Origin of the sequence: Desulforhabdus amnigena, from assembly GCF_027925305.1 — a bacterium.
In the GTDB taxonomy this organism is placed as follows: domain Bacteria; phylum Desulfobacterota; class Syntrophobacteria; order Syntrophobacterales; family Syntrophobacteraceae; genus Desulforhabdus; species Desulforhabdus amnigena.
In genome coordinates this window covers 4142551-4162621 of sequence record NZ_BSDR01000001.1, presented here as the reverse complement: position 1 = coordinate 4162621, position 20071 = coordinate 4142551, and the positions used below count along the sequence as shown (strand labels likewise).

Below are 20071 nucleotides of genomic sequence, written 5' to 3'. Positions count from 1 at the left end.
GTGCCCTGGGAGGTCCGCCGCCTGCCAGGGTTTACTTTTTGCCCTTGCGCTTTCCTCTGCCCTGCCGGGTCCGCTTCGCTATCACGGCTTGACATACCAGGCATGTGATAGGTTCCCCGTCTCGATAAAACGGAGCGCCCCACAGGTGCCCGTATCGCCCCCAAACACATCCAGCTTTTGAATGATTCTTCATGCCGTTCCTTTCTCAAGTCTTCCGGTGCGCTTTTCGTCCTCGGCTTGAAACTTCTCCAGGAGGGAAAAGGTCAAGTATTCCGCCCCGGCCCGGCTGCCGCACCAAATGAAGGGGACGCGATACCTCACCGAAAACGCCGCGATTGATTGAAGGACGCTGTGCGGCCTCATCTGGCTCATGTATCGGCCCTGGCGCACGTCGTCCATGCTCGCCTCCACCACAACCGCGAAGCATTCCAGTGATTGCGCCCGACAAAGCTCCCGCTCAAAGCGCGCCCTGTTTGGAGGCATGAGACATTGGATCAGGTCGTTCAGTTCCTTCCGTTCAATCGCCACACGATCCTGATATCCGTGAAGCGAGTAGTCGCCGGTCTTCAACCCGGTCCGCTCCACGATGGTCCCCGGAAAGCGTTTGAAGGAAAACGGCCGTTGTTCCCTGGTGTCGCATAAGACTTTCATTAAACCGCCTCCCTTTTATGTGTCCCGGCCTTGAATTTGGGACAATCGCCCCCATCGGTCGGCATCTTGGTGAATTTACCGTCCGGTGCTTCGGGACAGGTGCCCGGTTTGTTCTTGGGATCGGATCGGTTCGCCGTGAAGTTCAGGCAGTCGGCACAGGTTGAAAGGTGGGTTTTAGGTGTTTGGTGGGGGTGTTTTCCCCCATTATATAAATATGTCACGTGACAGTTTTCCGTATAGGGTTTAGCGACACCCACTAAATCTACCAAACCCACCTTCCACACTCCGATTTTTTGCCGGGTTCCCTCTTTGGAGAAGCGCAAGCCTTCAACTATCCGCCCTTGGTGTTTTTCGATCCATCGGCCCAATCGCCGGGAATTGATTACGCCCCGCTCGCCCGCGATTTCATCCAACGCGGCCCAAAGTTCGGAGTCTTTGTCCGCTTCAGCCGTTCGGATAACTTGCGCGACGGTCTTTCCGTCTTTCCCGAAATTCGTGTGCCATGCGTCCAATAACGCCGCGAGTTTGCTCGTTTCCGGGTCCGCTTCGAAATTCTCCGTGATCGAGGCAACCGGGTCCATCACGTCCAGCCATCCGTTCTTTCCGATCCAGCACACGCAGCCGCGTATGAAGTCGCTCCACGCTTCAAAACTCGCGAGCCTGTCTTGTGGCTTCGGCGCCCCACTTGCCAGAAAGCCCTTGAGAAGCATCAGCCCGGCCCGAATCAACTCAAGGCGATGCGTCCGGCAATCTTCCAGGGGATCGAAGGGAAAGCTCCGCTGCCAAGGCGTTTGCATTTGAGGGTCGATTCGAACGGAAATGAAGCGCCGCCCCAAATCGCCGACGAGGGAAACATTGTTGCCGGTAAGCACTATCAGTGCGTTCGCTGGCACGGTCAGTGTACTGGATTCACCTAAAATGCGGTCGGTGATGGTCCCTGTAGTTGAGACCGCACAGAGTGTGTCTGATTCAAAATGGCCGGATAGATTGTCGAAAATGATGCAGCCCGCACCGCCACGAAATGCTGCCAAAAACCGCTTGCGCAGCTCGTCATCATCCTTCGCCCGTGGGTATACCTCGGGTTCCTGCCCGGCCAATGCCGCCAGGCAAAGCGCCAGCAAGGTCTTGCCGGAACCGGCCGATGGTGCGGTTAAAAGACAGCCCGGCGCCGTGGGAAGAAGCGGCCGCGTAGTCGCCGTGAGAATCCCCGCGAGCATCGAGCCGCGTGCAACTGGATCGACAAACGGAAACAGTTCAAACGGCTTCCAAACGGTTTCAGCCGCCGCTTTAAGCTCGGTTTCGGTCGGCTTCTCGGGAATGGCCCGCCAGCGTCCTTCCGGGTCCGGGAAGTCCAGGTAAAGGCCCGTTTCTTCATCGTGTCCTTCCTGGTCAATAACGCGCCCCTCGGGGGTGATTGTCGGTGCGGTAATAATCCCGGTCAGCCTCGGAAGCCCCCACGATCCAGACATCGCCAGGACCGTTTTAGCCAGGTCTACCGGGCAATCTTTCGTCAGCCACTCCCCGGCGCGGGCATCGTATTTCTCGAAGCGAATCAGCCCGGTCAAATACCAGCGCAACCATTCCGGGCTCAATGGATTGGGCTTGCCCTCGGCGAGTCGGACAAGCTCCCCTCCACGCTCGTAAATGGTCCCATCAAGCCGCATGAGCTCCAGGCATCGCCCGGTGATGGATTGCAGCTCGCCGCCCTCTATCCGAACGGTTGTAACAGCACGATGGAGGGTGTATCGCTGCCCCCCATGAGCAAAGCTCCATATATACGGTTTCCCGGCCGTCCGAAGATTCGCCTGGGCAATTCGCGGGTCGTTCCCATAGTCCGGTTCAAGCGGGTCATGACAGCGGATGCCGTGGTACTTTTTGGGGTTGTCGAGGAGCTGTCCGACGGTCAGCACGCCGTGCTTTTCGGTGCAGATCTGGAAGTCTCCGAAGAGCCTCCGCTCTTTGACAGCCCGTGTCAGTTCGTCCCGGGTCCGTTCCCGGTCAAGATCGGGATTCCCCTTGACCATTTGTGCAAGGCGGTCTTCAACCCACAGCTCCCGCGCCTGGTCCGCTTCCGGTTTTGCCGCCGCCCGTGCCGCCCGTTTGAGTTCTGCAAGCCGTTTCTTTTCATCCGGTGTCAGGTCGGGAAGCGCCGTGCGAGTATCGAGGAAAGCCCCATCCGGGTTGTAAATCACTGGGTCCGGCCGCCGCTGTTCGATTCCTGGCCCGCAAGCCGCCCCGCCCGCGAAATCGAGCCGTTCAGGTTGATGGACTGCGCCATCAATCAATGTTCGCCAAAAGAATGCCCCGCTCTTTGAAATGACAGAGAAATCGTACCCGGCAAGACATAGCCGATCGAAAAAGACTTGCCCGGCCCGTGGGATGTCGGAAGCATCCTGAACGAAGATGTAGATTCGCTGGCCCATGATCCCGCGCAACTCTTCGCCGTTGTCCGTCCGGCAAATACAGCTTGATGCCGAAGCGGTCCAAACGTGCGGCGCCGTCTTCAACTCGGGGCAGACACTGTAAAACGTCCGTCGCAATTCGTCGGGGGTCAACGGTTCTTTGCCGGGCTGGGGATCGTAGTCGAGCATCAAAATGCCAGCGCCTTCCGGCCAATGAAGATGTTCACGGGTCCGTGCGATGGTCGGCAATGCGCCGTCGTCCGATGTCTTTGTTAATGCCTCAGCAGTGACGATACGCGCCCTGTCATGTGCAGAAACCCCGTATGTAAGCGCCTGGCCGGGGTGAAGAGATTTCAGGAGAGAGGCAAAGCCAGAAACGGAAACGCCGCGAAGCTCAATGATACCTTCGACAAGCTGCCCGCCTGGGATCTTCTGTAAAACGCCTCCGCTGACGTATTTGAAGCCCTTAGAGAGTCGTTCGGGTTTCGTTGCGGTAATGACGGAGAGGGAAATTTCGCTCATTGGCCCATTACCTCAGCAACCAGCTTGTCAACCGCGTTTGCTTCGTCCGCCCTGAACCGCTCAAACCACACGTCCGCTTCCGTCCGTTTGAAACGGAGTGCCTTCCGTCCTACCCGGAAATGGGGAAGCCCTTTTTTCAGGAAATGATTGATGGTCCGCTCGCTCATGCCGAAGTAGTCGGCGAGCTGCTTCTTATCGAGGTATTCTCGTTCGGCAGGATTCTTATGCACCATTTTGAAAGCTCCTTAGTCGTAAGGGTTAATCAAGATGGTGCAAGCATAAGCAATTGATTTTTAATATAAAATTGGATTTATTCGGAAAATCTGGATTTTATGAAATCATCCAGTTTTTTTCTGAATCATTTCAACAAAAAAAGCCGCTATGGTTTCACTCCATGCGGCCAAATCATCCAGTTTTTTTTGATTCGGTGGGGGTCTATTCTTTGCGGGGTCGGCCAGGTTTGCCCGGCCCTTGAATCAGTTTCCTGAGATACGATAAGGATGGAATCTCCACTTGATGCTTTTTGTAAATTTTACGGATCTCCGGTAAGTCCACTATGATCTCCATCTTGAACCCTTCTTGATACTTTTTCTTGGCAAATTCCCGGACTTCCTCGTTTGCGGCCGCCTTTGCATCACGTTTCCGTGCCTTTTGTGGGGGCTTTTTATCCCGATCTATTTTTTCAACCTCTTCCGTCAAGTAATAGCTTTCGAGGAGAAGCGCCTTTAGTTGCTCTTCTTTCGCCGGGGACAAATCCGATTGCTTTAAGATCCTCCATATCTTCGCGGGTTCAAGCTCGTTCTCAAACTTCTCTATGTCCCGGTTAACGTCAGCAAGTTCCTTCTGTTTTCTGGCCCTCCGTTGGACTGGATCTCTGATCGGTATCCTCTCCATCCATTCATCAGCCGCACGAATCTCATCGTCGCTTTGATTCAGCCATTCTCTCAATTTTGCCCGCCTGAATCTCAGCCATTGAAGCGTGTCGTATTTCGACCTATCTGAACGCGTGGGCAGGAGTCTATGCGCCCCCTGATGTTCATCGGGATCACTCCATGTCATCGGTTCGGCAAGAAGATAGGGAGTGATAACCCCTTGCCTTACAGGCTCAATGATTTTTGATATGTCGCCCTGAAACCTTCCATGTAACTCCCGCCCGCTGATCCACTTCATTTCTTGCGCCTCCTGTAAGCGCCCTGGGAGGAATCCAAGGGAAACCCGGCCAGGAAACCGGGCTTTTCGAGAAGGGTAGCTAATCCGTCCCTATCCCTTGGAAATTGTGCGTATTCTAATCGCTTTTCATGTTCAATGCAAATTCTTGAATTTGGTTGCGTATAGGTTGCGGATTGGGGTCAAAAACCCGCATTTTTGAGCATGTCGGATCTAATGATTTCAATAACTTGAGGCCTTCTTAGTGAATCCGGCCTTCGGCACCATGCTTGAAATCATTAGAAAAGTCGGCTCTTAAGCCATCTTTTGCCAAATTTCTGCCGAACCTTGCCGAATGAAACGCTTAGAAAGCTAAGCGCGGTCAGGTTCGGCAGACCTGTTTTTCATCTGCCGAACTAGATGGTTTCCCCTTCAAGGTCTTCCCCAGATCCTTTCTTCCTTCACTCGGAATCTTTAAAGAAGCATTTTCCGAAGAGTGGGTCAGACAGAACGTGAGAGATTTTTTAAACGAGTTGGTGATCATGCGCCGGATCATTCCGTGGCAGAAGGTCATTGAGCGGCTGGCCGGTTTTTACCGCAAAGGAAAGGGACGGACCGGGAAGTCGCTGCGAATGATGGTTGCCCTTCTGGTTGTTGGCAAGCTGCGGAAGTTGAGTGATGCTGAAGTGATCAAGCATGGCGCCACAAATTTCACGGGACGCTCCTCTCTTTTTCATAATGTGATTTCATCTCTTCTCCGGCGGCGCTATCTTCCATGGCGGTGCTCCTTGTTTGTATCTATCGAACCATCCCCTCCTCACCTTTTTCCCATCCCCCACCCAAAGCCTTGTAGAGAGAGACTCCATCAATGGCCAGGTTGCGGCGGCTTAGAATCTGAGCTTCTTCTGAAACGAAGAGGGACTGCTGTGCCGTGATGACATTCAGAAAGTCCGTCTGTCCGGAGGTATAGAGTTCCATGGACAGGTCCACAGCCTTGCGGTTGTTCATGACCGCCTCTCCCAGCAGCTTGAGGTTTTCCTGTTCCCTGGCATAGGCCACCAGCGACGTTTCCACATCCTTCAGCGCCGAAAGGACTGTCTGTTCATAAGCGAGAAGCGTCTGTTCCTCGACCGCCTTCTGGACCTCGATGTTCCAGCGGATGCGCCCCGCATCGAAAATCGGCCACAGTACATTCGGCCCGACAGACCAGGATCGGTTGTTCCAGTTCGCGACGGAGGCAAAATCATCGGCAGAAAACTGGAGATTACCGGTCAAAGAGAACTTCGGGTAAAGGTCGGCCGTGGCAACTCCGATGCGGGCTGTGGCCGCGTGTATCTGCGCTTCCACGCGGCGGATGTCCGGGCGACGGCGAATCAGGTCCGACGGCAGCCCTATGGGGATTTGCGGCGGTGTCACCGGGATGGGGGCTTTCTCCTGGAGCTCCTGCGCCAGGGCGGTCGGGGGTTCACCCAGCAGGACGCTGAGATTGTAAATGGTACTCTGAATGCTCGCTTCGAGGACCGGTATCCGGGATGCTGTGGTGGCCGTCTGGGCTGCCGCATTGGCTACGTCGAGGCCGGTCACAAACCCCGCTTCAAAACGTCTCCGCGTGATATCCGCCGTCTTCTGCTGTGCCCGAAGATTCTCCTCGGCAATGGCCTTCTGCCCTTGGAGGCCTCGAAGGTCGATATAGTTCACTCCGACCTCGGCCAGGAGGGTCACCAACACATCGCGACGATCCTCAACCGTTGCCTGAAGGTCAGCGTCCAACGCTTCGATGTTTCGGCGTGTTCCGCCGAAAAAATCCAGCTCCCAGGCAGCATCCAGGCCCGCACTGAAGAGGTTCTGGTCTCCTCCCCCTCTGATGAGCGAGGAAGTGTCAGTGGTGTTGCCCCCCGACGAGGAATCTCCACTCCCGCTGCGGCGATAGAGGGCCGAGGCATCCAGGGTCGGCCACAAGGCAGCGGCCCCCACCCCGCGGGAAGCTCTTGCCTGCCGGATGCGGGCACTTGCCTGTCGAACATCGAGGTTGGACCGCATGGCTCGTTCCATAAGGGAAGAGAGCGTACTGTCATTGAAGCTCTTCCACCATTCCACGAGAGTCACCGGTTCCGGAACGGTTGTGCTGATGCGAGCGGAATCGGCGGCCGTCGCTCCCTTCCATGCCGCCGGGAGACTCGGGTTGGGAGGCTTGAAATTAGGTCCCACAGTGCAGCCCGTTATCCAGCAGAACCCAAAGACCACGAGGGATGCGTATTTCAAGACTTCCGCTTTTCGACAAGGCGTTTTTTCTTCGAGGTTTTTTTTCAGCATGAACATTCTTTCGTGAGTGACAGTTCATTCGTAGCGCAGGGCGATGATAGGATCGAGTCGCGACGCCTTCCACGCGGGATAGTAGCCAAAAAGGATTCCAACACTCGTGGAGACTATAAACGCAGCCAGGATGGCTTCCATGGATGGCGCAGTAGGCCAATGCAGGAGCATGGACACCAGGATGGAGGCTCCACGCCCCACAAGAATGCCGGCGGCGCCCCCGAAAAAACACAAGGCGACGGATTCCACCAGGAACTGCTGCAGGATATTCCGCCGCCAGGCCCCTACGGCCATGCGCAAACCGATTTCGCGGGTTCGTTCCGTCACCGAGACCAGCATGATGTTCATGATGCCTACACCTCCCACCAGTAAGGAAATGAGGGCGACAGCCAGCAGCAGCCGGGTCATCATAGAGGCAGTGGAAGTCATGGCTTTGGTCATTTCCGTCATGTCTCGAATGTTGAAGTCGTCGGGTTCTCCAGGCCTTATGCGGTGGCGCTCCCGCAAGATGGTGGTGATCTGCCGGATGGCGTTTTGGACCTCTGTGGAAGAAGCTGCCGCGACGAGGATACGGTCGACGTTGGTGAACCGCACGGGCAGAGGGGTGTTGGCCGCCTGAGTCGCCGACTGTTCAGGGTACAGGCTGCTTCCAGTGGAGGGGTAGAGATCGCTGGTGCTGCTGGTAGTGGAAGTGCTGGAGGTGCTGGTGGTCGAAGCGCTCTGGTTGGTGGTGCTGAGCGATTTGGCCGTAACCCGGTATTTGATGGTTGTCCAGGGAGCCAGGACCACATCGTCCTGGTCCATTCCCATCATGTTGGCCCCTTTGGGACTCAAGATGCCGACCACGGTAAAGGGAACATTATTGATGCGCACTTCCTTCCCCAAAGGAGGTTCACCCTGGAAAAGCTCCCTCGCCACCGTCTGCCCCAGAATGCATACCTTGGCGCCACGGCGCACATCCTGATTTGAAAAACCTTCACCTTCGGCCACGCCCCACTCCCGCGCGTCGAGATAGGCAGGGGTGGTCCCGGAGATTTCACTCGGAACCCAGTTGCGATTGCCGTAAATCACCTGAGTACGCGCTCTCACAATGGGCGCGGCTGTACGCACCGCAGACGCTTCGGTTTGAATGGCTTTGGCATCGTCGGGGGTGAGGGTCATGCTGGTTCCGGCACCGAAAGTGACTCCGCCACTGGCAGCCGTCCCAGGCATGATTGCGATGTTGTTGGCTCCCATGCTGGCGATGGTCTGCTGAATGGACCTCGACGAACCCTGCCCGATTTCCATCATGGCAATGACCGCCGAGACCCCGATGATGATGCCCAGCGTGGTAAGAGCTGCCCTCAGCATATTCCGGCGAAGCCCCGTGAATGCCGTACGCAGCATATGGAGTCCTCTAGTAAGGGCTTTTGCCGCCGAGCTCTTTCTTGCACCGGAAATTTCCTCCCGGATTGGCCATTTCTCCTGGCTACTCTCCGCAGTCGCCTGTACTCCGGATTGCTCCGATTCAACAATCCCATCCCGAATACGAACCACGCGTTTGGCATACCGGGCGACGGATTCGTCGTGGGTGACCATGATGATGGTCACACCCTCCTGGTTCAGTTCCCGAAAGATCTGCATCACCTCTTCGCTGGTGCGGGAATCGAGGTTGCCCGTGGGTTCATCGGCGAAAAGAATTGGAGGCTGGTTGATGAGGGCGCGGGCGATGGCCACGCGCTGCTGCTGTCCGCCCGAAAGCTGCGAAGGCTCATGGTGGATTCGGTTCCCCAGCCCCACCCGCTCCAACATGGCTTCCGCCCGTTTTCGCCCCTCCCGTTCCGAAGGGGGATCGGGCGAATAAGCCAGAGGCATCCGGACATTTTCCAGAGCACTCGTGCGCGGAAGCAGGTTGAAGTTCTGAAAGACGAATCCCATGGTCTGGTTGCGGAGCACAGCCCGCTCATCCGCCGACAGTGCCCCTGCATCCCGTCCATCGAGCCGGTACTCTCCCGAGGTGGGGCGATCCAGACATCCCAGGATGTTCATGAGGGTCGTTTTACCCGATCCTGATGAGCCCATGAGGGCTACATACTCACCGCGAGAAATCTTGAGGGAAATTCCCCGCAGTACGGGCATGGCGATTTCCCCCATTTGATAGACTTTATGAATATTGTGCAGTTCCACAAGTTCCACAGGATATGACCTCTTACTGATAAAACCTAATGTCGCGGCCCCCTTGCGGGCAATTTGGGCGTGAACGGGTTGACCGTTTGAGCGGTCGCTGGCCCCCCCTTGGCCTGCTCCCCGATGACAACCTGCATTCCTTCCGCGAGGCCTTGGCCTTCGATCTCCGTCTGAAGACCGTCATTGAGTCCGGTCCGAACGAAAACGGGCCGCACGAAGTTTCCCTCGGGAATCCACACGGTTCCCCGCTCGCCCTCGGCCTTGCCTCTCCCGGAAGCCTTTTCACCCGAGGCTTCCGTTCCTGTTTTCCGTTCCAATTCGAAAGCCTTTCGACTTTCGGGGGCGATCCTTTCAGGATCCGGGGTCCAGCGCAAAGCCGCATTGGGTACCGCCAGAACATTTTGGCGTTCGTTCACGATGAACTTCACGTTGGCTGTGAGATAAGGAAGCAGTCTGCCGTTGGAATTGTCCGTATTGACCTCCACGGTGTAGGTGACCACGTTCTGCGTCATTGTGGCATTGAGGCGGATCTTGCCCACCTTTCCTTCAAAGGTTTCGCCCGGAAAGGCATCCACTGTAAATACCGCCGGCTGATCGGCCCGGATGCTGCCGATATCCGCTTCGTTCACCGCCACCCAGATCTGAAGGCGTTTCAAGTCCTTGGCAATTAAAAAGAGACTCGGAGCGTTGAGGCTGGCGACCACCGTCTGGCCGATATTCACCCGCCGGTCGATGATCACCCCTTTTACCGGGGATTTGATGGTGCAATAGTCCAGGTTCTGACGGGCGCGCTTCAGGACCGCTTCCGCCTGGGAGACGGCTTTTCGCGCCTGTTCGATGGCTGCCTGTCCTACAGCCACATTGGCTTTAGCCACTTCATGCGCCGACAGGGCGGCATCGTAGGCGCTCTGGGAAAGAGCGTCCGAAGGGCCCAGCTTCCGGGCGCGGTTCCAGTCTCTTTCCGCCTGCACACTCTTGGCTTGAAGCTGCAGGAGATCCGCTCGCGCTCGCTCCAGAGCCGCATTTTCCTGCCCCAACTGCGCTTCCGCCTGGGCCACATCCGCGGCAATGAGGGCGTCATCGATCTTGGCCAGGACCGTCCCCACTTCCACGGGGGAGCCGTAGTCGACGACCTTGCCGGCGGCATCTTTTCCAAAACTGAGGATTTTCCCCGCTACCTGAGCGCCAACGTCCACCAGTTCTTCGGGTTCCACCGTGCCCGTAGCACTGATGACGGTTTGAAGGTCGCCCCGGGTAACGGACGCCAGACGGAAAGAAGGTGTGGATTGGTTTTTAGCAGAGGTAAAGAAGAGAGCCATGGCTCCCGCCCCCACCAGGAGGATGCCTGCAACGAAGGTTCGCTTGATGGTTCGATTCACTTGGTATTCTCACTTTCCTTTGAAAAGAGGGAACAGAGGGGGGGTCAGTTTTTAAATTCCTGAGGCGATGATTCACAGGGGTTGCCACTCTCGTCTTTGCTTCCGGGCTTTCTCTTCGCCCGACGCTCCTCCATCTCCTGGTGGAGTGCATCCAGCTTTTTCTGCTGCTCGGGTGAAAGCTCCGCTTTCATCTGGAGAGTGCTCCGCTCCAGGATCTGTTCCCTTTCGGGTTGCGTGCGCCGGTGAAGGTCCATCAGTTCCGCATGCGTCCGGCAGACAATTTCGGTGATACGCGCTTTTTGGGACTCGTTCAAATCCAGCTCGCGAGTGAGCTTATCGATGATGATCCGTGGAATATCACCCCTGTCGTGATGGAGAACATTCATGATATGGTATTCCCCGGCCATCCAGGCACCCATAGCTCCAATGAAGCATCCTGAAAGGAACAGCGCCAGGAGTCCTGTCCATAGTTTCAGCTTTTTCACTACAGCCCCCCTTTTACCGGTTTATGAAGGAACCGGCGAGGTCCGCATTGGTTGAATCGTCCAGGATGAGCTCAGCCATCTGGTATTGAACATCCCGGTTCGAGACTATCAGGTATCCGGCCAGAAGCAACGCCACCAGAGAGGCTGCCAGAGCAAAACGCCAGGCAGTTCGAGCTGTTCCTGAGCCGTTGAGGGCCGGAACACTGCGCGGTGGAGCCTCCCTGACAATGCGCGACATCACATCTTCCTGCCAGGCAGGATCGATGGAATGGCAACGCGGCTTCCGGTGAAAGTGAATGAGAGCCTCTTCAACTTTTCGGATCTCATCGCTCTGCTTTTTCATACTCCACCTCGCTTCTCATTCAACAAATCGGAGACGATTTTGCGGAGCTTACGCCTGGACCTGTGGGCGCGTACCTTGACTGAAACAATATTCCAGCCGAGGAGAGTCGCAGCCTCTTTGACCGGGTAGCCGTCGAGATGCACCAAAGTCAGGACCATCCTATCTTCAATGGAGAGCTCACCCAATGCATAGGCCAGAACTTCCGCGGCTTCTTGCCTTTCCGCTTCCTGTTCAAAGGCTTCATGCGAGCTGGCGGCTAGAACACGATCCATCCATTGCTCCGCGTCATCAGAAAGGCTGCTCACCGGCACTGTTGGATTCCCGCTGCGTTCGCGCCAAAAGTGATAGCAACAGCGTGTGGCGATCCTGGAAAGCCAGTGGCTGAATGGACTTTTCTCGGAAAAGGACCTCAAGGAACGGTACGCCTCCAGAAAGGTCTCCTGGGCCACGTCCTCCACGCTCTCGGCGGGTACGTGCTTCATGACGATACTGAAGACGCGGGACTGGTAGCGCCCCATCAATTTTTCAAAGGCATTGACATCTCCACAAAGGACGCAGCGGATGATCTCCGCATCCGAGGTCTCGCCTGTCGAGCACTCTTCCACCGAAACCGTTCGTACCGCGACCACGCTAAGGTTCCGCTGAAAGTTTGTGCGAGACAGGGATGGAGCTGCACCGCCCTCCTCCCACCTTCGTCTGATGGCTATACTCCACATGCTCTGTATCCACTAAAATAAGACAGAAGGCGGCGAAGCCTCCCCTCTTTTTTTCTGCAGCCGTTTTTCAATTGAATCAACTTTCCATTTCTATAGTGTTCCGGATGAAGAAAAAAGTTACACAAAAAGATCCTTTTCATGACAACTTCCCTTCGGCTCGCCCACAAAAGCAAAAGGTATGCTAAGATTGTTTTATCAATTAATTAAATTGGTTAAAAAAACAACCGGGTCGCAGAAATGGCTATTTCTGCTCTATAGAGTAAAATACGTTATGCTATAGTTGATTTTTTCTTCATAGTTAAGAACCGAGTCCAATCGCGCCCTTGGAAAATTGAGGCTCGGATGGGAAGGAAGATGATCGGGATGGATGAAAATCTGTTCTTTCGTGAGGCGACATTGCGCCTGTGCAGCAGTCTTTATATCGAAACGGCTTTGAAACGTTGTTATGAATACATCACGTCTTTCATTCCCGTGATCCAAATGAGTCTAAGCATAATGTACTTTAATCTCAAAATCTTACGGTTCGTGGATGAAAGAAGAAGCTGGCGGCCAGGATGGCCGCGCTCCCAGGAATCCATGAAATGAAGAAAAGTCTTGATTTCAACCATTCACGGTATAACCTTCAATCGCCGCATAAAAGAGATGAGCAAAAACTGGATCGATACCGAGGTTCACTGCGGAAAGGACGCTTTGCATGCAGCAAATAGCCTTCACGGATATAGAGGATATCACAGTAGGACATGCGCACAACCTGGATGCCGCCACGGGCTGCACTGTTGTCATCTGCGAAAAAGGGGCAACGGCCGGCGTTGACGTTAGGGGTGGAGCGCCCGGAACACGCGAAACCGATCTGCTGCATCCCGTCAACCTCGTGGAAAACATCCATGCGGTCATGTTGGCAGGGGGCAGCGCATTCGGCCTCGATGCGGCCTCCGGCGTGATGCAATATCTGGAAGAGAGGAATATCGGTTTTGACGTCCAGGTGACCAGGGTTCCGATTGTTTGCGGGGCGGTTTTGTTCGATCTGACCATTGGCGACCACAAAATAAGACCGGACAGGGAAATGGGTTACCAGGCGTGCCGAAATGCCACGAATCTGGAGTGTGCAGAGGGCAATGTGGGCGCCGGAGCCGGCGCAACGGTGGGCAAGGTATTGGGCATGGAACGGGCCATGAAAAGCGGCCTTGGCTGTCATGCCGTCCAGGTGGGCGCCTTGAAAATCGGCGCGATGGTTGCGGTCAACTGCCTTGGCGACGTGATCGATCCCGAAACCGGAGAGCGGCTGGCGGGCCTCTTGAACGAAGATCTGACGGGATTGGCCGACACGGAAGCAGTTATGATTCAATCTTTTGCCGACAAGAGAAACCTCTTTGCCGGCAATACCACTATCGGAATCATCGTCACCAATGCTATGCTGACCAAATCTCAGGCCACCAAACTGGCCTCCATGGCTCAAAACGGATATGCCAGAACCATGCGGCCTGCGCATTCCATGTTCGATGGGGACACCGTATTCACTATGGCGACAGGACACGTCGAAGCGGATTTGAGTACTCTCGGCCTGCTGTCGGCAAGAGTAATGGAAAGAGCTGTCGTTTCGGCCATAAAGAAAACCTCTCCTCTCTTTGGCCTTAAATGCCTGGCGGATTTGGAGGGCATCAGGTGTGAGGCTGAAGAGTTCTGCAGCAGTTAGCCATCGCTTTACACAGATTGCACAGACTAAGGGAGAGTCGCTCTTGAAATCCCCATTCACCACGGAGGCACAGAGATCACGGAGGAATCCCTTAAGAATCCCAAAATCTTCTCCGTGCCCTCCGTGTCTCCATGGTGAATAACGGCATATTGGAATCCGCCAACTCCTTAAATAAATCCCACCAACCTTGGATACGAGGCTTCTTAATTTGTGAGAAAGATCTTCAAGTGAAATCGCTGTGTTCTCCATGTCTCTGTGGTTTTCCGCATTCCCTATTGCCTTGCATCTCTGCCGTTTTTTTCATTTTTCGTTGTGACCGCTCCGGTCTTGGGGAGCCGAAAAGTCGTCTCGCTCAAATCTGTCAGGCCTAGTTTCGCCGATATCCGACGCATTCCAAGCAAGTTCACGCACCTCATAAAGTTAAACGCCGCTAAGCGATGCCCCCATGCATAAACATTGTTTAATATAATGTTTTTAATAGACAAACTGGTTTAAATGCGGTACTCGAATGCTGCTTGTCTATTGGTGAACTCAATAGACGCCGAAGGAATCAGGACTCTCCAGGAGCCATTGTCTCGACCCGCCCCGACGGGAAGGGATGCGATGCCGAAAACTGGATTGCAATCCATATTTAGAAGTGTAAAATTCAAAGCGCCGGTGAGCGCTATCTCGCTCGCTAAATAAAAACCCCAATGGAAGGAACTTTTATGAGTGACTCGGATGGCAGTCATAGTTGCCAGCTAGTGATACAAGAACTGCCGCAAAATGAGCTCGATGACCCTGGATCGCTACAGGTTCGGCCAGCGGTTCGTGAGTTGAACGGTCGGCGCTCGATCCGAGTGTAAAGCCCGCCGGTTTGCTTCCGAACGCACCTGCCCCCTGGTAGCGGCTGAAACGGAGGTAAACCATGAAAAACCCATTCATCGTTCCTGGATTTCGCTCGCTTATCGAAACCTGGACCCCCTCTGATCTCAGATTTTTTCTCGAAGTTTTAACCCAATGTCTGGCCGGAATGGCGCCGCAAGCCGGCATGAACTTTTTCCACTGCAGCATCGAAGAAGTGCGGTGGTGGAATGGTCGTCATCCATCCCACGGCATTCACAGCCTTCTTTGCAAATCCTTATCCGAGCGGGAGGCTATGCCATGATTACAGGTCTTCTCAAAAGGCTCTTTCGGGATTCCACCGCTGAATCACTCGATCGAAAGAGACCTCAGGAAGTGACCAATCACGAGCGCCATTTGATCGATCTTTGTGCGCTCCCGATTCGAGATGCTCTCAATGCCCTTGGCAGCAGTTCCCAGGGATTGGGCTCTGAAGAGGCGGACCGGCGCCTGGATGAATATGGGCCGAACGAACTGGCACATGCAAGACGCGCCGGGTTTTGGGTTGACATCTTCCATCGCTGCAAAAGCCCTCTCGTTGTGCAACTGCTGCTCATCGGCACAGTCTCGGCCTTGATCGGCGAGATCAAATCAACGGTTATCGTCAGCACAATGGTGCTTCTCAGCGTAGGACTTTCCCTCATCCTCGATCGCCGTTCAAACAACGCGGTGGAGGCGCTCGGCAAACGCGTGCAGTCACGCACACTGGTTTTGCGAGACGGTAAGGAAGCGGAGGTCAAAATATCGGAGATTGTGCCGGGTGATGTCGTTCTCCTTCATGCCGGCTCGATCATCCCAGCGGACCTGAGACTGCTCACAGCCAAGGACTTTTTCGTGAGCCAGTCGGCACTTTCCGGAGAGTCCATGGCCGTCGAGAAAACGGCCAACGGCAGTGCGGTTCGTGGGCACAACAACGCATGGGAGCTTTCGAACGCCTGCTTTCTTGGAAGCAGCGTCACCAGTGGCTCGGCCCGTGGGGTTGTAGTAAACACCGGGACGCGGACCATGTTCGGGGCCATCTCGGAGCGATTGACCGAGCGCCGTGAAGAAACCAGTTTCGATCGGGGTGTGCGATCCTTCACCTGGCTCATGATCCGGTTCATGGTGGTCATGGTTTGTGCCGTGTTCTTTATCGTCGGCATGACCAAAGGCGACTGGGTGGAAGCCCTCTTGTTCGGCCTCGCCATAGCCGTGGGTCTCACCCCGGAAATGCTGCCGATGATCGTTACCGTAAACCTTGCCAAGGGCGCACTGACCATGGCCAAGAAGAAGGTCATCGTCAAAAGGCTCCCAGCCATTCAGAACTTTGGCGCCATAGATATCCTGTGTACTGACAAAACGGGGACCCTTACCCAGGACAAGGTGGTTCTCGAACAACATGTGGACATCACCGGACATGTGAGCGAAGATGTATTGAACTACGCCTATCTCAACAGTTACTACCAAACCGGCCTGCGCAACCTGATCGATCGGGCCATACTCGATCACACCGATCTTGATGTGGAAGAGAACTGCACTCTGGTGGACGAGCTTCCATTTGATTTCCAACGCCGCCGCATGTCGGTCGTGGTGGATTACGAGGGCGATCATGTACTGATCTGCAAAGGAGCCGTAGAAGAGATCTACGCCTGTTGTAACCGTTATCAAATAGGTGATGAAGTCTATCCTCTGATCGACATGATCCGGGAAGACCTCTTCGAGGAGGTCGAACGACTCAACAAAGACGGCTACCGTGTGCTGGGTATCGCCTACCGAGAATTCCTACGCGACAGGACCACCTATACCGTTGCGGATGAACGCGAGTTGATCCTTCTCGGCTACATCGCCTTCTTCGATCCGCCCAAAGATTCGGCGGCCGAGGCCATTGAACTCCTGAGAGCGGCAGGTGTCACGGTCAAGGTCCTCACTGGCGACAATGGACTCGTTACCAGCAAAGTCTGCCGGGACGTGGGTATTGAGGCGAAACGGATCGTCACCGGTGCCGATCTCTTGCACCTCTCAAAGGATGATTTTTCCCGCGTTGCAGGTGAAGCCTGCGTTTTCGTCAAGGTCAGTCCGGCTCAAAAGGAACAAATAGTCCAGGAACTGCGTGACAGCGGCCATGTAGTGGGATTCATAGGAGACGGCATCAACGATGCACCTGCCCTCAAAGCCGCCGACGTAGGGATTTCCGTGGACTCAGCTGTTGATGTGGCCAAGGAAGCCGCCGACATCGTGCTTCTGGAAAAAAGCCTCCTGGTCCTTGAAGAGGGGATCATCGAAGGAAGGAAAGTCTTTGCAAACATCGTCAAATACATTCGCATGGGTGCAAGCTCCAACTTCGGCAATATGTTCAGCGTGGTCGGCGCAAGCTATCTATTGCCTTTTCTGCCGATGCTGCCCGTACAGGTTCTGACGAATAACCTTCTTTACGACTTTTCCCAAACCGGAATTCCCAGCGACAATGTGGATGAGGAGCTGATCACCAGGCCTCTCAAATGGGACATCGGCAACATTAAGCGTTTTATGATCTCCATAGGACCCATAAGCTCCATTTTCGACTATGCGACCTTCGCTCTAATGTGGTTCTTTTTCCACTGCAGTGCCTTTACTGATCCGGCTACGGGGCCACATCAAAAGGAGGCGCTCACAAGCCTTTTCCAAACCGGCTGGTTCGTGGAATCGCTTCTGACTCAAACGCTGATCGTCCACATCATAAGAACACAGCGGATACCCTTCTTCGGGAGCCGCGCTTCCCTGCACCTGACGCTGACCACTCTTGTTATCATGAGCATCGGTGCATGGCTGCCCTATTCACCCTTTGCAGGGAAACTCGGCATGGTCCCATTACCGCCTGTTTACTGGGTCTGGATTGCGGTCTTCCTCCTTTCATATGCGCTACTCACCCATACCGTGAAGATGTGGTTTTTCAAAAATTACGAAAGCCGGTGAATCGGCTGATTTCCGATTCACCGATGCACCGAAAGGGAGTGATTGATCATGGATAGCTTACTCGACGCCCTGCAGGAAGGCAGGTTGATCGAACTGCTTGACAACAACAAGGAAGATGCTCTGCAGTTCCTGGCACACATTATCGAAGCGATTCCATCTCTTCCAGCCGGAACCGATGTGATGGAGCGGGTCATGGCAAGGGAGCGCGCGGCGAATTCCGCTCTCGGGAAGGGTTGGGCCTGTCCCCACACGCGCGTGCCCTTCGAAGAGGACCTCATGTGCGTTGTGGGGTGGAGCCCCCAGGGCATCGATTACGGCGCTCCGGATGGAATTCCCGTATCGATTATCGTCATGTATCTCGTGCCGGAAAACCAGCGAAACCAGTTCCTGCGAGAGGCCTCCATGCTGGCCAAGGCTTTGAAATCCTACGCAGACATGGAGAAACTGAGCGCAGCCGGAGAACTGAACGAGATCCGAGATTATCTGCTTGACCTGATCAGCTCCACCAGGGAGTGCGTTGGCCCCGATGCGCGGGCACGAATGATTCAACTCCAGGTCAGGCCAAGCGTCGCTCCCATTCCGGCCTACGACCTGGCAAATCTTATCGTGGAGCCGGTGACCATTGTCACTGGTCCCGGTCTCAAACACATCGTGCTCGCTCAAAACCGCCATCTCGTCGAATTCCTCGATTCTGCCCGCGGGCTGGTTGAGAAGCTTGCGACCGAGGGGGTATTTCAAAACGACGGATGGCGGGTCTTGAAACGAGGGGAAGTAACCTATCAGGGAGACCGTATTTTGTACGACTGCCTGGCGATAAAAACGGCAGACGCCAATCCAAAGACAGACAGGTGAGATGACTTCATGCCAAATGCTGCAAAAAGCCGGCAGGCGGGATTTTTGCCTGAAAATGCGCCATCTGTAGGTCGGGCTTCCTTTCCCGACGTCGAATGTCGAGTTTGGAAACCCCGACCTACAATTCTCATGGTCGGGGATGAATATTCCCGGATGTGTTCATGACATGTTGGACCGATCGAGAGCCTCTTTCATCGCCATGAAACAAGACCTCTCCGATTATGCAGCAGGGATGGAAGAGGTACGGACCACCCAAATCCCCCTTCCAGGTTTTTTCCTGGCAGGGGGATTTTCGTTTCTTCTATGAGGAGGCAAATCCCGTACGCAGAAGCGAATCGCGGTTGATCATCCCCTTGAATTTACCCTCCAGGTCGAGCACCGGTAGGCGTTTAATGGCTCCCTCGAGCATGAGTTTGATAGCCTCCTCGATGGGGGTGTCCTCGCGAACCGTCACGATGTTGGTATTCATCACATCGGCGGCCGTCCTCGCACGCAGATACTCGCTCAACTCCTTGTACCGTTGGCCCCGCTCGGTAAAGGGGATCTTGCTGACGAAATAATCCCAAATTCCGGGATGGTAGTCCGAAAAAGAAGCGAGCAGATCCCGGTCTGAAATGAGCCCGAGAAAATGTCCTTCCTTGTCCACGACACAAACCCGCTGAATGTCGTTACAAGCTATGATGCGTATCACCTCCTCGACGGGGGTATCCGGAAGCACCATAGAGGTGTCCCGGCGCATGATATCGGAAACAAATCGCAGTCCGCGGACAAGAATGTTTTTATCCTGCAGGGCGGGCCAGTTCGGACATTCTTTCATAACGGTGCGAAAGACATCCACGCGGGACAGTATGCCAATGAGCTTTCCTGCTTCGTCCACGACGGGAAGGCGTTTTACCTTCTTCTCCAGCATGAGGCCTACGGCCTCCGTCACCAGTCTGTCCTCTCCTACGGTAACGGCCGGCTGCGTCATGACTTCTTGGGCCTGCTTCGGAGCAAGAGATTCGAGGATGGCCTCACGCTTTTCACGATCCGATTCGGACAAGAGCCCCAGCCGCATGGGCAGACCGGCTTTGTAGATCAAGTCTCCCTGTGCAATGACTCCAACCGGGCGGTTTTCCCCATCAACCACGGGAAGACCAGTGAAGACGGAAGAGAGCAGCAGCCTGGTCACTTCGCTCAAGGGCGTTTCTGTGGCGACTTTCTTTGGATTAGGAGTCATTATGTCCCGGACTTTAACGTGTCTTGGTATGAATCGGCCACGGGTCTTATGGGATATGACATCTACATCCCTGGCTGCTATGATGCCGTCCGTGACCATTCGTTCCACTGTGGAAAGAACGCGCTCGAATTCGAAAACAGGCAAGACGATGGTTATACGCACAGGCATGTTGTAAGAAAGAACCTCCAGCCTTCCGGTGGCAATCTCCCCACTCTCGTAGGAACCCTCTATTCCTCTCGTAACCATGCATCGCGCTGCGATTTTGAGATCGCTCACATGCTGAACGACGGCGCTGTAGAGTGGCTGTCCCTGCCACCTGGCCTCCTCATTGGTGAATATCTCGATGACTTTGTACTGCAGCATGGTCAGCT

General features: G+C 54.9%; 15 protein-coding genes and 1 pseudogene. 5 read left to right on the top strand and 11 right to left on the bottom strand.

The features are described from left to right. Positions 1-189: 189 nt before the first annotated feature. The 4 genes from QMG16_RS17835 to QMG16_RS17820 form a co-directional block, all read right to left on the bottom strand. Entirely contained in the window at positions 190-651 is a 462-nt protein-coding gene (locus QMG16_RS17835) for an ERCC4 domain-containing protein (protein WP_281796398.1), read from the bottom strand. Next, positions 651-3575: a hypothetical protein gene (locus QMG16_RS17830; RefSeq protein WP_281796395.1), complete on the bottom strand. Its 2925-nt coding sequence runs from the start codon at positions 3573-3575 to the stop codon at positions 651-653. Before QMG16_RS17830 ends, QMG16_RS17835 begins: the two co-directional genes overlap by 1 nt. Further along, a complete protein-coding gene (locus QMG16_RS17825; protein ID WP_281796393.1) occupies positions 3572-3808 on the bottom strand; it encodes a helix-turn-helix transcriptional regulator in 237 nt (78 codons plus the stop codon). The genes QMG16_RS17830 and QMG16_RS17825 overlap by 4 nt, the downstream gene beginning before the upstream one ends. A gap of 202 nt (positions 3809-4010) precedes the next feature. After that, a complete protein-coding gene (locus QMG16_RS17820; protein WP_281796391.1) occupies positions 4011-4745 on the bottom strand; it encodes a hypothetical protein in 735 nt (244 codons plus the stop codon). A 518-nt stretch (positions 4746-5263) separates the two neighbouring features. On the opposite strand from QMG16_RS17820, the pseudogene QMG16_RS19760 reads away from it, so the two are divergent. Beyond that, positions 5264-5359 (top strand): annotated as a pseudogene (locus QMG16_RS19760) (hypothetical protein); the annotation flags it as partial. Positions 5360-5519: 160 nt separating this feature from the next. Here QMG16_RS19760 and QMG16_RS17810 read toward each other — a convergent pair. From QMG16_RS17810 to QMG16_RS17785, 6 genes are read right to left on the bottom strand one after another with little or no spacing between them, the layout of a single operon-like run. Then, complete coding sequence (locus QMG16_RS17810) at positions 5520-7034, bottom strand: efflux transporter outer membrane subunit (RefSeq protein ID WP_281796387.1); 1515 nt, start codon at positions 7032-7034, stop codon at positions 5520-5522. A gap of 24 nt (positions 7035-7058) precedes the next feature. After that, the gene (locus QMG16_RS17805) at positions 7059-9209 is read right to left on the bottom strand and encodes an ABC transporter permease (RefSeq protein WP_281796386.1); all 2151 of its coding nucleotides are present in this window, start codon (positions 9207-9209) and stop codon (positions 7059-7061) included. A 26-nt stretch (positions 9210-9235) separates the two neighbouring features. Beyond that, entirely contained in the window at positions 9236-10579 is a 1344-nt protein-coding gene (locus QMG16_RS17800; RefSeq protein ID WP_281796384.1) for an efflux RND transporter periplasmic adaptor subunit, read from the bottom strand. A gap of 44 nt (positions 10580-10623) precedes the next feature. Next, a complete protein-coding gene (locus QMG16_RS17795; RefSeq protein ID WP_281796381.1) occupies positions 10624-11064 on the bottom strand; it encodes a hypothetical protein in 441 nt (146 codons plus the stop codon). Positions 11065-11077: 13 nt separating this feature from the next. Then, positions 11078-11407, bottom strand: coding sequence for a hypothetical protein (locus QMG16_RS17790; protein ID WP_281796380.1), 330 nt, complete (start codon positions 11405-11407; stop codon positions 11078-11080). Next, positions 11404-12036, bottom strand: a complete 633-nt coding sequence (locus QMG16_RS17785; protein ID WP_281796378.1) for an RNA polymerase sigma factor — start codon at positions 12034-12036, stop codon at positions 11404-11406. The genes QMG16_RS17790 and QMG16_RS17785 overlap by 4 nt, the downstream gene beginning before the upstream one ends. Before the next feature lie 781 nt (positions 12037-12817). Between QMG16_RS17785 and QMG16_RS17780 the strand changes: the two genes are divergently transcribed. The 4 genes from QMG16_RS17780 (at position 12818) to QMG16_RS17765 (ending at position 18481) form a co-directional block, all read left to right on the top strand. Then, on the top strand, positions 12818-13816 hold the full coding sequence (locus QMG16_RS17780) for a P1 family peptidase (protein ID WP_281796377.1): 999 nt from the start codon (positions 12818-12820) through the stop codon (positions 13814-13816). A 907-nt stretch (positions 13817-14723) separates the two neighbouring features. Continuing rightward, entirely contained in the window at positions 14724-14963 is a 240-nt protein-coding gene (locus QMG16_RS17775) for a hypothetical protein (RefSeq protein ID WP_281796376.1), read from the top strand. Next, entirely contained in the window at positions 14960-17629 is a 2670-nt protein-coding gene (gene mgtA / locus QMG16_RS17770) for a magnesium-translocating P-type ATPase (RefSeq protein WP_281796373.1), read from the top strand. The genes QMG16_RS17775 and mgtA overlap by 4 nt, the downstream gene beginning before the upstream one ends. Before the next feature lie 48 nt (positions 17630-17677). Beyond that, positions 17678-18481 carry a PTS sugar transporter subunit IIA gene (locus QMG16_RS17765; RefSeq protein WP_281796371.1) on the top strand — a complete coding sequence of 268 codons (804 nt, stop codon included), beginning with the start codon at positions 17678-17680 and terminating at the stop codon, positions 18479-18481. Positions 18482-18782: 301 nt separating this feature from the next. Here QMG16_RS17765 and QMG16_RS17760 read toward each other — a convergent pair whose 3' ends face one another. Next, complete coding sequence (locus tag QMG16_RS17760) at positions 18783-20063, bottom strand: DUF190 domain-containing protein (protein WP_281796370.1); 1281 nt, start codon at positions 20061-20063, stop codon at positions 18783-18785. Between the last annotated feature and the right edge of the window lie 8 nt (positions 20064-20071).